13 protein-coding genes, 1 rRNA gene and 1 riboswitch are annotated in these 14,794 nt (G+C 69.1%); of the genes, 12 read left to right on the forward strand and 2 right to left on the reverse strand.

Features of this window, described 5'->3' with window-relative positions; all coding sequences use genetic code 11:
* The first annotated feature begins 143 nt into the window (after positions 1–143).
* The 11 genes from rrf (at position 144) to ABZZ20_RS00055 (ending at position 10,618) form a co-directional block, all read left to right on the forward strand.
* Positions 144–260: ribosomal RNA gene (gene rrf / locus ABZZ20_RS00005) — 5S ribosomal RNA — on the forward strand.
* Between the two features lie 118 nt (positions 261–378).
* Complete coding sequence (locus ABZZ20_RS00010) at positions 379–969, forward strand: CDP-alcohol phosphatidyltransferase family protein (RefSeq protein ID WP_356865007.1); 591 nt, start codon at positions 379–381, stop codon at positions 967–969.
* Between the two features lie 99 nt (positions 970–1,068).
* Positions 1,069–3,564, forward strand: a complete 2,496-nt coding sequence (locus ABZZ20_RS00015; protein ID WP_356865009.1) for a mannose-1-phosphate guanyltransferase — start codon at positions 1,069–1,071, stop codon at positions 3,562–3,564.
* Between the two features lie 133 nt (positions 3,565–3,697).
* Entirely contained in the window at positions 3,698–4,612 is a 915-nt protein-coding gene (locus tag ABZZ20_RS00020) for a DUF881 domain-containing protein (RefSeq protein WP_356865011.1), read from the forward strand.
* Positions 4,609–4,941: a small basic family protein gene (locus ABZZ20_RS00025; protein WP_030158423.1), complete on the forward strand. Its 333-nt coding sequence runs from the start codon at positions 4,609–4,611 to the stop codon at positions 4,939–4,941. The genes ABZZ20_RS00020 and ABZZ20_RS00025 overlap by 4 nt, the downstream gene beginning before the upstream one ends.
* A 5-nt stretch (positions 4,942–4,946) precedes the next feature.
* Entirely contained in the window at positions 4,947–5,858 is a 912-nt protein-coding gene (locus tag ABZZ20_RS00030) for a DUF881 domain-containing protein (protein WP_356865013.1), read from the forward strand.
* A 483-nt stretch (positions 5,859–6,341) separates the two neighbouring features.
* Positions 6,342–6,884 (forward strand): FHA domain-containing protein, encoded by a 543-nt coding sequence (locus ABZZ20_RS00035; protein ID WP_356865015.1) that lies wholly within the window; start codon positions 6,342–6,344, stop codon positions 6,882–6,884.
* A gap of 42 nt (positions 6,885–6,926) precedes the next feature.
* A complete protein-coding gene (locus ABZZ20_RS00040; protein ID WP_356865017.1) occupies positions 6,927–7,688 on the forward strand; it encodes a MerR family transcriptional regulator in 762 nt (253 codons plus the stop codon).
* A 64-nt stretch (positions 7,689–7,752) separates the two neighbouring features.
* A complete protein-coding gene (locus ABZZ20_RS00045; protein ID WP_030009777.1) occupies positions 7,753–8,226 on the forward strand; it encodes a bifunctional nuclease family protein in 474 nt (157 codons plus the stop codon).
* Positions 8,227–8,405: 179 nt separating this feature from the next.
* On the forward strand, positions 8,406–9,044 hold the full coding sequence (locus tag ABZZ20_RS00050; protein ID WP_356865019.1) for a MerR family transcriptional regulator: 639 nt from the start codon (positions 8,406–8,408) through the stop codon (positions 9,042–9,044).
* Between the two features lie 101 nt (positions 9,045–9,145).
* Positions 9,146–10,618 carry a DNA polymerase IV gene (locus ABZZ20_RS00055; RefSeq protein ID WP_356865021.1) on the forward strand — a complete coding sequence of 491 codons (1,473 nt, stop codon included), beginning with the start codon at positions 9,146–9,148 and terminating at the stop codon, positions 10,616–10,618.
* 62 nt (positions 10,619–10,680) lie between these two features.
* On the opposite strand, the gene ABZZ20_RS00060 is transcribed toward ABZZ20_RS00055, so the two are convergent.
* Positions 10,681–11,055: a PRC-barrel domain-containing protein gene (locus tag ABZZ20_RS00060; protein ID WP_356865022.1), complete on the reverse strand. Its 375-nt coding sequence runs from the start codon at positions 11,053–11,055 to the stop codon at positions 10,681–10,683.
* A 113-nt stretch (positions 11,056–11,168) separates the two neighbouring features.
* Positions 11,169–11,267: riboswitch (glycine riboswitch) on the forward strand.
* Between the two features lie 198 nt (positions 11,268–11,465).
* Between ABZZ20_RS00060 and gcvP the strand changes: the two genes are divergently transcribed.
* On the forward strand, positions 11,466–14,351 hold the full coding sequence (gene gcvP, locus ABZZ20_RS00065; RefSeq protein WP_356865024.1) for an aminomethyl-transferring glycine dehydrogenase: 2,886 nt from the start codon (positions 11,466–11,468) through the stop codon (positions 14,349–14,351).
* Positions 14,352–14,469: 118 nt separating this feature from the next.
* Here the strand turns inward: gcvP and ABZZ20_RS00070 are convergent, their stop codons facing one another.
* Positions 14,470–14,676, reverse strand: a complete 207-nt coding sequence (locus tag ABZZ20_RS00070) for a DUF5999 family protein (RefSeq protein ID WP_356865026.1) — start codon at positions 14,674–14,676, stop codon at positions 14,470–14,472.
* Positions 14,677–14,794: the final 118 nt, after the last annotated feature.

A 14,794-nucleotide genomic window follows, 5' to 3' on the forward strand; every position in this document is an offset into this window, starting at 1 on the left:
CCAGATGTGGAAGCCCGGTAACGGGTGGAGCTGACTGGTACTAATAGGCCGAGGGCTTGTCCTCAGTTGCTCGCGTCCACTGTGTTAGTTCTGAAATAACGAACGGCTGTGAAAACACCAGCATGTTCTAAATTTCATAGTGTTTCGGTGGTCATAGCGTTAGGGAAACGCCCGGTTACATTCCGAACCCGGAAGCTAAGCCTTTCAGCGCCGATGGTACTGCAGGGGGGACCCTGTGGGAGAGTAGGACGCCGCCGAACAATCATTGTGAGAAAGCCCCGCACCTTATGGTGCGGGGCTTTCCTGCGTTCAGGGTTCCTTCCTGTTCCTGTAGGGTCAGGAGGCATCGTTCGTACGTTCAACAGTGGAGGCCCCCGGGTGGAGGTCCAGGAGACTCGGGTTCAGACGGACCGAATTTTCACGATTCCGAACATCCTGAGCATGGCTCGCCTCGCAGGCGTGCCCCTGTTCCTCTGGCTGATTCTGGAGGAGTACGACGGCTGGGCCCTGGCCGTCCTGATGCTGAGCGGGGTCAGCGACTACCTCGACGGCAAGCTGGCACGGCGCTGGAATCAGATCAGTAGCCTCGGCCGACTGCTGGATCCGGCTGCGGACCGGCTGTACATCCTTTCCACGCTCTTCGGCCTGACCTATCGAGACATTCTGCCGCTGTGGCTCACCGGGGCGCTGCTCGCCCGTGAGCTGATGCTGCTGGTCATGGTCTGGATCCTGCGCCGTCACGGCTATCCGCCACCGCAGGTCAACTTCCTCGGCAAGGCCGCGACCTTCAACCTGATGTACGCCTTCCCCCTGCTGTTGCTCAGCGACGGCACGGGTTGGTTGGCCTGGATGGGGGCAGTTTTCGGATGGGCGTTCGCCGGATGGGGTACAACCCTCTACTGGTGGGCAGGAATCCTTTACGTGGTGCAGGTCCGCCGGCTCGTGAAGGCGGACGCCGCGGCCGATTGAGCTCGCTCGGCGTCGGGCTGACACGGAGGATTTGCGAGTCACCGTCCGAGACGGGTGTGGTCGGCGAGAACGTCGTCTCTCAAGGAGGACTCTTCCGACATGAAGGCCGTCGTGATGGCCGGTGGCGAAGGCACTCGTCTTCGCCCCATGACCTCGAGCATGCCCAAGCCGCTCCTACCGGTGGCCAACCGGCCGATCATGGAGCACGTGCTCAGGCTGCTCAAGCGGCATGGGCTCAGTGAGACCGTGGTCACCGTGCAGTTCTTGGCATCGCTCGTCAAGAATTACTTCGGTGACGGCGAAGAGCTCGGAATGGAGCTCACCTATGCCAACGAGGAGAAGCCACTCGGCACTGCCGGCAGTGTGAAGAACGCCGAGGAGGCCCTGAAGGACGACGCGTTCCTCGTCATTTCCGGTGATGCCCTCACGGACTTCGACCTCACTGACCTCATCCGCTTCCACAAGGAGAAGGGCGCACTGGTCACGGTGTGCCTGACCCGGGTGCCGAATCCGCTGGAATTCGGCATCACCATCGTGGACGAGGCGGGCAAGGTTGAGCGTTTCCTGGAGAAACCGACCTGGGGACAGGTGTTCTCGGACACCGTCAACACCGGTATCTACGTGATGGAGCCCGAGGTCTTCAATTACGTGGACCCGGATGTTCCGGTCGACTGGTCCGGCGATGTCTTCCCACAGCTGATGAAGGAAGGCCGGCCGATCTACGGCTACGTGGCCGAGGGCTACTGGGAGGACGTAGGCACCCACGAGAGCTACGTCAAGGCGCAGGCCGACGTACTGGAGGGCAAGGTCCAGGTCGAGATGGACGGCTTCGAGATCTCGCCCGGGGTGTGGATCGCCGAAGGCGCCGAGGTGAGCCCCGACGCGGTGCTGCGCGGGCCGCTGTACATCGGGGACTACGCCAAGGTCGAGGCCGGTGTGGAGATTCGCGAGCACACCGTCGTCGGGTCGAACGTCGTCGTCAAGAGCGGGGCGTTCCTCCACAAGGCCGTCATCCACGACAACGTCTACATCGGGCCCCACAGCAATCTGCGCGGTTGTGTCATCGGTAAGAACACCGACATCATGCGGGCCGCCCGGATCGAGGACGGCGCCGTCATCGGTGACGAGTGTCTGGTCGGCGAGGAATCGATTATCCAGGGGAACGTGCGCGTCTACCCCTTCAAGACGATCGAGGCCGGTGCCTTCGTCAACACGTCGGTGATCTGGGAGTCGCGCGGGCAGGCGCACCTCTTCGGTGCCCGTGGAGTCTCCGGGATCCTGAACGTGGAGATCACACCCGAGCTGGTGGTCCGGCTCGCCGGTGCGTACGCGACGACCCTGAAGAAGGGGGCGACGGTCACCACCGCACGTGACCACTCCCGAGGCGCCCGCGCACTGAAGCGGGCCGTGATCTCGGCGCTCCAGGCCAGCGCCATCAACGTGCGCGACCTGGAGAACGTTCCGCTTCCCGTGGCGCGGCAGCAAACCGCGCGCGGCAGTGACGGCGGAATCGTGCTACGGACCTCGCCCGGTGTGCCCGACTCGGTGGACATCATGTTCCTGGACGAGAGGGGAGCGGACCTCTCGCTCCAGCAGCAGCGCAAGTTGGACCGGGTGTACGCGCGGCAGGAGTACCGGAGGGCGTTCCCGGGCGAGATCGGTGACCTCCAGTTCCCGGGCAGCGTCTTCGACGCCTACACGGGCTCGCTGCTGCGGCGGGTGGACATCACCGGGATCGCGGATTCCGGGCTCAAGGTGGTCGTGGACGCCTCCAACGGCAGTGCCGGGCTCGTCCTGCCGAGCCTGTTGGGCCGGCTCGGTGTGGACGCGCTGACGATCAATCCGGGGCTCGACGAGTCCAGGCCGACGGAGACCGCGGAGTCCCGGCGGGCCGGGCTGGTGCGCCTCGGGGAGATCGTGGCTTCCGCGCGGGCCGCCTTCGGGGTGCGGTTCGACCCCGTGGGAGAACGGATCTCCCTCGTGGACGAGCGCGGACGGATCATCGAGGACGACCGGGCGCTGCTGGTGATGCTCGACCTGGTGGCCGCGGAGAAGCGCAGCGGCAAGGTGGCGCTGCCGGTGACCACGACCCGGATCGCCGAGCAGGTGGCGGCGTACCACGGCACGCAGGTGGAGTGGACGACGACCTCGCCCGACGATCTGACGCGGGTGGGCCGGGCGGAGAACACGATCTTCGGCGGAGACGGCAGGGGCGGATACATCGTCCCGGAGTTCAGCAGCGTGTTCGACGGGTCGGCGGCCTTCGTCCAGCTGATCGGCCTGGTGGCACGGACCCAGCTCACGTTGAGCCAGATCGATGCGCGGATACCGCGAGCCCATGTACTCAAGCGGGACGTACCGACCCCGTGGGCGGTGAAGGGGCTCGTGATGCGGCGGGTCGTGGAGGCGGCGGGGGACCGGCAGGTGGACACCACCGACGGCGTACGGGTGGTGGAGGCCGACGGGCGGTGGGCGCTGGTGCTGCCGGACCCGGCGGAAGCCGTCACGCACCTGTGGGCCGAAGGCCCCGACGATGCCTCCGCGCAGGCGCTGCTCGACGAGTGGGCGAGCGTGGTGGACGGCGCCGGACAGTGAGCGCCGAGCAGTGAGCGCCGGGGACGGCGCGACGTAATAGGGGCGGGACGACGTCCGGTGGGCCGGGGGCGGGGCGGTTGCTCCCTGTCCACCGGATGGGCGCATTCGGTGCGGGCGGCGCCGACATGCGACGATGAGCGGCATGTCGCAGCCGCCCCACAACCGGAGCTCGGTGCCGGCGCCCCCTGCGCGCCCGGACGCATCCATGTCGCTGCTGACGCACGTGATGGACCACAGTCTCGACGAGGGCTACGCGGAGGCGTCGGCCCGGCGCGAGGCGGAGGGCACGGCGGGTCTGCCGCGCACCCTGAAGGCCAAACTGGCGCTCGCCGCCGGACTCGTGCTCGCTGCCATGGTCGTCACGCTCGGTGCCGCCCAGGCGCGGATAGCCGCGCCCGTGCTCGCCAAGGAGCGCCAGGAGCTGATCGACCGGGTCCAGCGGGCCGACGAGCGCGCGGACGGCCTGGAGCAGGACATCGAGCGGCTGAGGGCGAACGTACTGAGCCGCCAGCGCGAGGCGCTCAAGCAGCACGGTGGCGATCAGGGGCAGCTCGTGGCGCTGCTTTCCGGTGCCACGGAAGTCCGGGGGCCGGGGGTCAAACTGGTCGTCGACGACGCGAAGGGCTCCTCTTCGGCTGCCGGCGGCAAACCGCGCGAGAACGCCGGGTTCTCGGACACCGGCCGGGTCCGGGACCGCGACATGCAGAAGATCGTCAACGGTCTCTGGCAGTCCGGGGCCGAGGCCATCTCGATCAACGGACAGCGGCTGACGGCGCTGTCCGCGATCAGGGCCGCGGGTGACGCGATACTGGTCGACAACAGGCCGCTGGTACCGCCGTACGAGGTGCTGGCGGTGGGGGACAAGAAGCGGCTCGGCACCGCGTTCCAGGATTCTGCGGACGGCCAGTACCTGCACGTACTGCAGGAGAGCTACGGAATCCGCTACACCCTGTCCGCCGCCGACGAGGTGCGGCTGCCGGCCGCGTCGAGCCTGACCGTACGTACAGCTACAGCTGCAGCAGAAGAGCCGAAGAAGGGTGCATCGTGATCGCGGTACTGGGCCTGGTGGCCGGAGTGGTGGTCGGACTTCTGGTCCGGCCCGAAGTGCCGGCCGTCGTGGAGCCTTATCTGCCGATCGCCGTGGTGGCGGCGCTGGACGCGGTGTTCGGCGGTCTGCGCGCGATGCTCGACGGCATCTTCGTGGACAAGGTCTTCGTGGTGTCGTTCCTGTCGAACGTGGTCGTCGCCGCGCTGATCGTCTTCCTCGGCGACAAGCTGGGCGTCGGCTCACAGCTGTCCACCGGCGTGGTCGTGGTACTCGGCATCCGCATCTTCTCCAACGCCGCGGCCATCCGCCGGCACGTGTTCCGGGCGTGAGGCCGATGAGTACGAACGACAATCCGCCCGAGGAGCCGATGGGCTCGGAGCTGCCGCCGCAGGACGAGCCGGTGCAGGGTGCGCGGCCCGGGGCGAAGGCCGATCGGCCGGCGGAGGAGCCCGGTGCGTCCGCAACATCTGCCGCACCCGCAGAATCCGCAGCACCGGCAGCACCCGCCCCGCCGGTCGAGCCCGCGCAGACGGGTCGGCAGCGGCTGGCGGCCGGTCTGTGGCCGCCGCGCGTGAGTCGGGCCCAATTGATCGTCGCGCTGCTCCTGTTCGTCCTCGGGCTGGGTCTGGCCATTCAGGTGCGGTCGAACAGCGACTCCAGCGCGCTGCGCGGGGCCCGCCAGGAGGACCTCGTAAGGATCCTGGACGAGCTCGACGGGCGGACCAAGCGCCTGGAAGACGAGAAGCAGCAGCTGGAGGACCAGCGCAAGGAGCTGGAGAGCAGCTCCAACCAGGCCGAGGAGGCCCGCCGCCAGACCGTGGAGAAGGAACGCCAACTTGGGATCTTGGCCGGTACGGTGGCGGCGCAGGGCCCGGGCATCACGCTGAAGATCACCGACCCCAAGGGTCAGGTGCAGTCGGACCAGCTGCTGGACACGCTCCAGGAGCTGCGGGCGGCCGGTGCCGAGGCGATCCAGATCAACGGTGTGCGCATCGTGGCGGGCTCGTACTTCTCGGACGAGGGCGGCGGGATCGCGATCGACGGTAAGAAGATCACACAGCCCTACGAGTTCAAGGTGATCGGAAAATCGCAGGATCTGGAGCCGGCCCTGAACATCCCCGGCGGTGTCGTGCAGACGCTGGAGAAGGAACAGGCGACCGTCGCCGTCACACGGTCGGCGAAGATCGTTGTGGATGTCTTGCGGGCTGCGAAGCAGCCTGACTACGCTCGGTCGTCATCGTCATGATGCGAGACGGAGGGCGGACGGGCCCACGCGGGCTGATGCCTGCGGGGGGTCGGCGCACTGAAGTCGTGGTGCGTGGTGGAAACTGTCTGGTGGTTACGGACGTTGTGAGAATGTCCGGGTCGGCAGGTTGTGCATTCGGAGTTCGTCCTGCCCCACGGGCGGGTCTGTTTCGTTCAAGGGGAATCGCCCGTGAAGTTGTTTGAGAAGTTGTTCGGCAAGAAGAGCCGTGAAGAAAGCGGTGCGGCCAGGCACCGTGCAGGGCAGGGAGAGGTGGAAGGGCAGGGCGACCGGCCGCTCTTCCGTGACGAGGTCGCCGGCGCGGGGGTGGTTCCGGGCGTGCCGGGCGCGTCGGCTGTTGACCCCGCCGGTTCCGGACGCATAGGTTTCGGTGAACCATCAACCTCAAGTGCGGGTGGAGGGTTTGCCCCCGACCCGTATGCCACCAATGCCTCCGCGGGGCAGCCGCGGCGCGAGGAGCCGTCCATGTCGGCCGAGCAGGTTTGCAGCAGGTGCGGACACCGCAGCGATGCGGCCAGCCGGTTCTGCTCCAACTGCGGCGCGCCGCTGCGGGCGGGTCTGACGCCGGAGCGTGCCTCGGAGACCACGTCCACCATCTCGATCTCGGGCCTTGAGGCCTACGAGGCCGAGGTGTCGGGGCAACAGCACGTGTCGTCCTCGCTGTCTCCCGAGGCCCAGGCCGCGGTGGAAGCCCTGCCCCCGGGTTCCGCCCTGCTGATCGTGCGGCGCGGCCCCAACTCCGGCAGCCGCTTCCTGCTGGACGGTGAGCTGACCACGGCGGGCCGGCATCCGCAGAGCGACATCTTCCTGGACGACGTCACGGTCTCCCGGCGGCATGTCGAGTTCCGCAGGAGCCAGGACGGTGGCTTCACCGTCGCCGACGTCGGCAGCCTCAACGGCACGTACGTGAACCGTGAGCCGATCGACTCGGTCGCCCTGAACAACGGCGACGAGGTGCAGATCGGCAAGTACCGACTGGTCTTCTACGCGAGCCTGAGGGGCATCTGACCCTCCCCCAGACTCCGTCCGGGGGACCCCATGGAAGGTCCCATGCTGCGCACCCCGACAGGCGGTGCCGGAAACGGCACCGCCGGCTCGGCCGGGCGGCTGGTGAGCATCGGCACGGTGCTCACCCTGCTGCGCGACGAGTTTCCCGAAGTCACGATCTCGAAGATTCGTTTCCTGGAGGCGGAGGGGCTCGTCGAGCCCAGGCGCACACCTTCCGGGTACCGCAAGTTCAGCACCGAGGACGTCGAGCGGCTGGCCCGCATCCTGCGCCTGCAGCGCGATCACTACCTGCCGTTGAAAGTCATTCGCGAGCAGCTGGACGCCCTTGCACGCGGTGAGCAGATCCGCATCCCGGCGCCCACGGCGCACGGGGATTCCGCCGATGCCGCCGGCCCCGGAGCCGTCTACGGCGAGGTCGGCCGGGAGCGGCCGACTGCGGCCCGGGTGGGTCGCGCCGAGCTGATCGCCGCGGCCGACGTGGACGAGGTACAGCTGGCGGAGTGGGAGTCGTACGGGCTGATCGGCGAGGCTCCCGGCGGCGGATTCGACCCCGAGGCGGTCACCGTGGCCCGCCTGGTGGCGGATCTGGGCCGCTTCGGGCTGGAACCGCGGCACCTGCGGGCCATGAAGGCCGCTGCGGACCGGGAGGCGGGCCTGGTGGAGCAGGTCGTCGCACCGCTGCGCCGGCACCGCAACCCGCAGACCAGAGCCCACGCCGAGGCCACGATGAAAGAGCTCGCGGGACTCTCCGTACGGCTCCACGAGGCCTTGGTGCAGACCGCTCTCGGGGTCCGTCTGCGCTGATGGCGTAGATCCCCGTCGCGGGCCCGACTACCCAAACCTGCCGGGCAGGTCCTAGGGTTACTGTGTGAACGAGCTCGACGTTGTGGGTGTCCGGGTGGAAATGCCCTCCAACCAACCGATCGTGCTCCTGCGTGAAGTGGGAGGCGACCGGTACCTCCCCATCTGGATCGGACCAGGGGAGGCGACCGCCATTGCCTTCGCGCAGCAGGGCATGGCCCCTGCCCGGCCGCTGACGCACGACCTGTTCAAGGACGTGCTGGAGGCGATCGGCGAGGAGCTCACCGAGGTCCGGATCACGGATCTGCGGGAGGGTGTCTTCTACGCGGAGCTGGTCTTTGCCAGCGGGGTCGAGGTGAGTGCGCGGCCTTCCGACGCCATAGCGCTCGCCCTGCGCACGGGGACCCCGATCTACGGCAGCGACGGGGTGCTGGACGACGCCGGAATCGCGATTCCGGACGAGCAGGAGGACGAGGTGGAGAAGTTCCGCGAGTTCCTCGACCAGATCTCCCCGGAGGACTTCGGCACCGGGCCGCAGTGAGGTGCTGACCTTGCCGTCCATCAGGCGCCGTCAGCCCATTCGACCAGCCTTTCCCGCAAAAGGGCACGCGAAACCACTCTCAGGGTGATTATCACTCGGCGTGCCGAGTGTGGCGATCGTTGACGCACCCCTGGTGACTGCCTACCTTCGAGGGGGCAGGTCAAGGACGGAGGGTCGGCGTGAGAGTCACGGGCGACGGTACGACCGGGGGCATCCCCGCACGAAGTGACGGTGGGCCGTACCCGCTCCACGGCAGTGCGGCGGGCTCCGCGCGCCGTCAGCCGGAGACGGCGCCGGTCGCACCGGGTGGTGCGGAGCCGGCACCCGAGCAGGTCGGCTACCGGGGGCCGACGGCGTGCGCCGCCGCGGGCATCACCTACCGGCAGCTCGACTACTGGGCGCGGACCGGCTTGGTCGAGCCGACCGTGCGCGCCGCGTACGGTTCCGGCACCCAGCGCCTCTACAGCTTCCGGGACGTCGTCGTCCTCAAGATCGTCAAGCGCTTCCTGGATACCGGTGTGGCGTTGCAGAACATCCGGACCGCCGTGCAGCACCTGAGGGACCGCGGTTTCTCCGACCTCGAACGCATGACGCTGATGAGCGACGGTGCCACGGTGTACGAGTGCACCTCCCCGGACCAGGTCGTGAGCCTGCTCCAGGGCGGGCAGGGCGTCTTCGGGATCGCGGTCGGCGTGGTCTGGCGCGATGTCGAGAACGCGCTGTCCCAGCTGCACGGGGAGCGGGTCGATACCGGCGAGACGGTGATCGGGCACAACCCGACGGACGAGCTGGCCGCACGGCGCAACCGAGTCGGTTGAGGCCGGTCGTCGGCCCTACCGGTGCGCGGGCCGGGTCCGGCTCTGCCGTGTAGCGCCCGGGTAGCCGTCGATTGTCAGTGGTGTGAGGCAGCATCGGTGCTGTGAGAGCCGCGCCGACCATCCTGCACCTCGACATGGACGCCTTCTACGCGTCCGTGGAGCAGGCGTCCAAGCCCAGCCTGCGGGGGAAGGCCGTGATCGTCGGCGGGCTCGGGCCGCGCGGGGTGGTCGCCACCGCTTCGTACGAGGCCAGGCGTTTCGGCGTGCATTCGGCGATGCCGATGGCCCAGGCCCGCCGGCTCTGCCCGAACGGGGCGTACCTGATCCCTCGCTTCAGCTTGTACCGGTCGGTGAGCGACGTGGTCATGGCCCTGTTGCGGGAGCTGTCTCCGCTCGTGGAGCCGCTCAGCCTCGACGAGGCCTTCGTGGACCTGGAGGCTGGCCACACCGCCTTCGATGCGGAGTCCGCGTTGGAGACGGGGAAACGACTGCGGGCCGAGATCCTGGCCAGGACCGGGCTTAGCGCGTCGGTGGGGCTGGCCGGGTCGAAGATGCTGGCGAAGGTGGCCTCCGAGGAGGCGAAACCGGACGGGCTGTTGCTGATCGAGCCGGGGACGGAGCGGGCCCTGCTCGCACCGATGTCGGTACGGACCCTGCCCGGGGTGGGACCGGCCACCGGGGAACACCTGCGGCGGGCCGGCATCACCACCGTGGGTGAGCTGGCCGAAGCCGGGGAGGACGAGCTGGTCCGGATGGTCGGGCGCTCGCACGGGGTCGGCCTCTACCGGATGGCGTTGGGGCTGGACGACCGACCCGTCGTCGCCGAGCGCGACGCGAAGTCCGTGTCGGTCGAGGACACCTTCGACGTGGACCTGCACGACCGGGTGCGGATCCGGATCGAGGTGCAGCGGCTCGCGGACCGGTGCGTGCAGAGATTGCGGGCCTCCGGGCACTCGGGTCGCACGATCGTGCTGAAGGTGCGGCGCTACGACTTCTCCACCCTGACGCGCTCCGAGACGCTCCGGGGGCCCACCGACGACCCCGCGGTGGTCCGGGAGGCGGCGGCGCGGCTCCTGGAGGCCGTGGACACCACGGGCGGGGTGCGGCTGCTGGGGGTCGGGGTGACCGGGCTGGCGGACTACACCCAGGAGGATCTCTTCGCGCAGTCCCTCGCAGCCGAGGCGGCAGCTGCACGGGGCGCGGAAGCCGAGGCACGTGCAGCGACTACCGAAGACGGCGGGGACGGCGGAGATGGCGGAGACGGCGGAGACAGTGAGGGCGGCCGGCCTGGTGCGCCCGGTGGGCCGGCAGAAGCTCGGGAGGGCGCGGGGGCAGCCGAGGGGTCCGGGGAGCCGGATCCCGCCCGGGAGCGCCGTTGGGCGGCCGGGAGTGACGTACTCCACGCCGTCTACGGCCCGGGGTGGGTGCAGGGCAGTGGAGTGGGGAGGGTGACCGTGCGGTTCGAGCAGCCCGGATCGCCGCCCGGCCGGGTGCGTACCTTCCGGGTGGAGGACCCCGACCTGGAGCCGTCCGATCCGCTGCCGCTCGTAGGGAGGACCGTGCCGGAGGGCTGAGCGGATTGCGTCCGGGTGACGGTCATCCGCCCGCGAGGCCGCCCGGACCTACCCGGACGCGCTCAGGTGGTGGTGTCCTCGCCGTTCGCCAGGTGGCCGAAGTCGCGCTGGATGTCCGACGGGAGGGAGACGTCCAGACCGTAGTGGTGGTAGAGCTGGAGTTCCTGTTCGGGCGAGAGGTGACGGCCGACGCCGAAGTCCGGGGCGTCTTTGATGAGGGAACGCTCGAAGGGGACCCGCAGCGTGTCGTCGACCACCTCGCTCGGTTCCAGCGGGACGAACGCGTCCCGACCGAACAGGCCCGTCCGGACGGCGGCCCATTCGGGCACGCCCGTGGCATCGTCGAGGTAGACCTCGTCGACGGTGCCGATCTTGGTTCCGTTGCGGTCGAACGCCTTGCGGCCGATCAGGCTGCGCGGATCGATGTCGGTCTGCACGGTCCCTCCACATGGTCGCAACTCCTCCGTAATGACAACAAAAGTGCATTTCCGCGGAGGGGGCCACTCGAGGGAGGCCCCGGAACCTCGCTGGTAGGCTGGGTGGTGGCTGTTGACCCTGTGCGGGAGAGTCCTCCGAGTGAGCGTGACGGAGGCGCCGAAGGAGCAAATCCTCCCCGGAATCTCTCAGGCATACGTACCGCACGTGACGAGGCCACTCTGGAAAGCAGGGGCGGGTACCGGGCGCACAGTGCCGGTTCCCCTCCTCACCGACGGTGAAAGCCGGACCGCGCGGGCGACCCCGCGAGGCCCGGTGAAGCTCTCAGGTTGAGATGACAGAGGGGGAGGCCGTCCGGGTGCCCGCGCCGTGGTGCCCCTCGCAGGTCGTACGACCCAGGAGGCCTCCGTACATGACCGCCAACCGCATTCCGCTCTCCCAGCTGGAGCGAGGCATCCCCTTCGAGCAGCGCCACATCGGCCCTGATGCCGAGGCGCAGGCCAAGATGCTCGCCCACGTGGGCTACGGCTCGCTGGACGAACTGACCGCCGCCGCGGTCCCGGATGTGATCAAGAGCGCCGAGGCGCTGAACCTGCCCGAGGCGCGGACCGAGGCCGAGGTGCTGGCCGAGCTGCGCTCGCTCGCCGACCGCAACCAGGTCCTGTCGTCGATGATCGGTCTCGGCTACTACGGGACCTTCACCCCGCCGGTGATCCTGCGCAACGTCATGGAGAACCCGGCCTGGTACACCGCTTACACGCCGTACCAGCCGGAGATCTCGCAGGGCCGCCTTGAGGCGCTCCTCAACTTCCAGACCGTCGTCGCCGACCTGACGGGCCTGCCGACCTCCGGTGCCTCCCTGCTCGACGAGGGCACCGCCGCCGCCGAGGCCATGACGCTGGCCCGCCGCGTGGGCAAGGCCAAGGGCAACGTCTTCCTCGTCGACGCCGACGCGCTGCCGCAGACCATCGCGGTGATCGAGACCCGTGCCGAGCCGAGCGGCATCGAGGTCGTCGTCGCCGACCTGTCCGCCGGCATCCCGGCCGAGATCGCCGAGCGCGGCATCTACGGCGTGCTGCTCCAGTACCCGGGCGCCTCCGGTGCCGTACGGGACATCAAGCCGGTCATCGACCAGGCCCACGAGCTCGGCGCGATCGTCGCCGTCTCCGCCGACCTGCTCGCCCTGACCCTGCTGACCTCTCCAGGCGCCCTCGGCGCGGACATCGCGGTCGGCACCACCCAGCGCTTCGGCGTCCCGATGGGCTTCGGCGGCCCGCACGCCGGCTACATGGCCGTCCAGGACAAGCACGCCCGCTCGCTGCCCGGCCGCCTCGTCGGCGTCTCCGTGGACGCGGACGGCAACAAGGCGTACCGCCTGGCGCTGCAGACCCGTGAGCAGCACATCCGCCGTGAGAAGGCCACCAGCAACATCTGCACCGCGCAGGTGCTGCTCGCCGTCATGGCCGGCATGTACGCCGTCTACCACGGCCCCGACGGTCTGCGGACGATCGCCCGCCGCACGCACCGCTACGCGGCGCTGCTGGCGGCCGGTCTGACGGCCGGCGGGATCGAGCTCGTGCACGGCAGCTACTTCGACACCCTCACCGCGCGCGTCCCGGGCCGGGCCGCCGAGGTCGTCGCCGCCGCCCGCGAGGGCGGGGTCAACCTGTTCCAGGTCGACGCCGACCACGTCGCGGTCTCCTGCGACGAGACGACCCTGCGCGCCCACGTCGAGGCCGTCTGGGCCGCCTTCGGCGTCAACGCGGACATCGAGGCGCTCGACGGGACCACCGCCGACGCGCTGCCCGAGGGCCTGCTGCGCTCGGACGCTTACCTGACCCACCCGGTCTTCCACCAGCACCGCAGCGAGACCGCGATGCTGCGCTACCTGCGCAAGCTGGCGGACAAGGACTACGCGCTGGACCGCGGCATGATCCCGCTGGGCTCCTGCACCATGAAGCTCAACGCGACCACCGAGATGGAGCCGGTCACCTGGCCCGAATTCGGCCAGCTGCACCCGTTCGCTCCGGTCGAGCAGGCCGAGGGGTACCTCACGCTCATCAACGAGCTGGAGGAACGTCTCTGCGAGGTCACCGGCTACGACAAGGTCTCCATCCAGCCCAACGCCGGCTCCCAGGGTGAGCTCGCCGGCCTGCTGGCCGTGCGCGCCTACCACCGTGCGAACGGCGACGAACAGCGCACCATCTGCCTCATCCCGTCCTCCGCGCACGGCACCAACGCCGCCAGCGCCGTGATGGCCGGCATGAAGGTGGTCGTCGTCAAGACCGCCGACGACGGCGAGGTGGACACGGACGACCTGCGCGCCAAGATCGAGCAGTACCGCAACGAGCTCGCCGTGCTGATGATCACGTACCCCTCGACGCACGGTGTCTTCGAGGAGCACGTCGCCGACATCTGCGCCCAGGTGCACGATGCGGGCGGCCAGGTCTACGTGGACGGCGCCAACCTCAACGCCCTGGTGGGCCTGGCCAAGCCGGGTCACTTCGGCGGCGACGTCTCGCACCTGAACCTGCACAAGACCTTCTGCATCCCGCACGGCGGCGGCGGTCCGGGCGTCGGCCCGGTCGGTGTCCGGGCCCACCTGGCTCCGTACCTGCCGAACCACCCGCTGCAGCCGACCGCGGGCCCCGAGACGGGCGTCGGCCCGATCTCCGCGGCCCCCTGGGGTTCGGCCGGCATCCTGCCGATCTCCTGGTCGTACGTGCGCCTCATGGGTGGCGAGGGCCTCAAGCGCGCCACCCAGGTGGCCGTGCTCGGCGCCAACTACATCGCCAAGCGTCTGGAGCCGCACTACCCGGTGCTCTACACCGGCCCGGGCAACCTGGTCGCGCACGAGTGCATCATCGACCTGCGCCCGCTGTCGAAGGCGACGGGCGTGAGCGTGGACGACATCGCCAAGCGTCTGATCGACTACGGCTTCCACGCGCCGACCATGTCCTTCCCGGTGGCCGGCACGCTGATGATCGAGCCGACGGAGTCCGAGGACCTCGCCGAGATCGACCGCTTCTGCGACGCGATGATCGCCATCCGCGCCGAGATCGAGCGGGTCGCGGGCGGCGAGTGGCCGGTGGACGACAACCCGCTGGCCAACTCCCCGCACACGGCGGCGGCGCTGGGCGGCGAGTGGAACCACCCGTACACCCGCGACGAGGCCGTCTTCCCCGGCGGAGTCACGGCGGCGGACAAGTACTGGCCGCCGGTGCGCCGCATCGACGGTGCGTTCGGCGACCGCAACCTGGTCTGCTCCTGCCCGCCGCTGGACGAGTACGACAACTGAGCCGCACGGCGACATGACACATTCGTCTGATACGACGGTGTGACGAAGGGGCCGGTCCGGGAGAATGACTCCTGGGCCGGCCCCTTTCCGTTCCGTGCTGTCGTCGGCTAGGCCACTTCTAGGCCGCCTTCATCACCTGCGCCGCCGCGAGCGGGCGGTGTGGCGCAATGATCTGGCCGTCCGGCAGCAGCTCGCCGGTGTCCTCGAAGAGCAGGACGCCGTTGCACAGCAGACTCCAGCCCTGTTCCGGGTGGTTGGCCACGGGCTTGGCGGCCTCGCGGTCGGCGGAGTGGGCTGACGGGCACGCTGGCTGGTGCTGGCACATGGATGCGTTCTTTCGCTGCGGTGTGGTCTGTGTGCTGCGGCTCGATGCGTTGTTCATGGCCGCCCCCCGTATCAACGTCTTGGTTCGGTCAGGGTCCCAGTGTTCCCCTCCGGACTTG

The sequence above is a fragment of the Streptomyces sp. NPDC006430 genome (assembly GCF_040612395.1).
Lineage (GTDB): Bacteria > Actinomycetota > Actinomycetes > Streptomycetales > Streptomycetaceae > Streptomyces.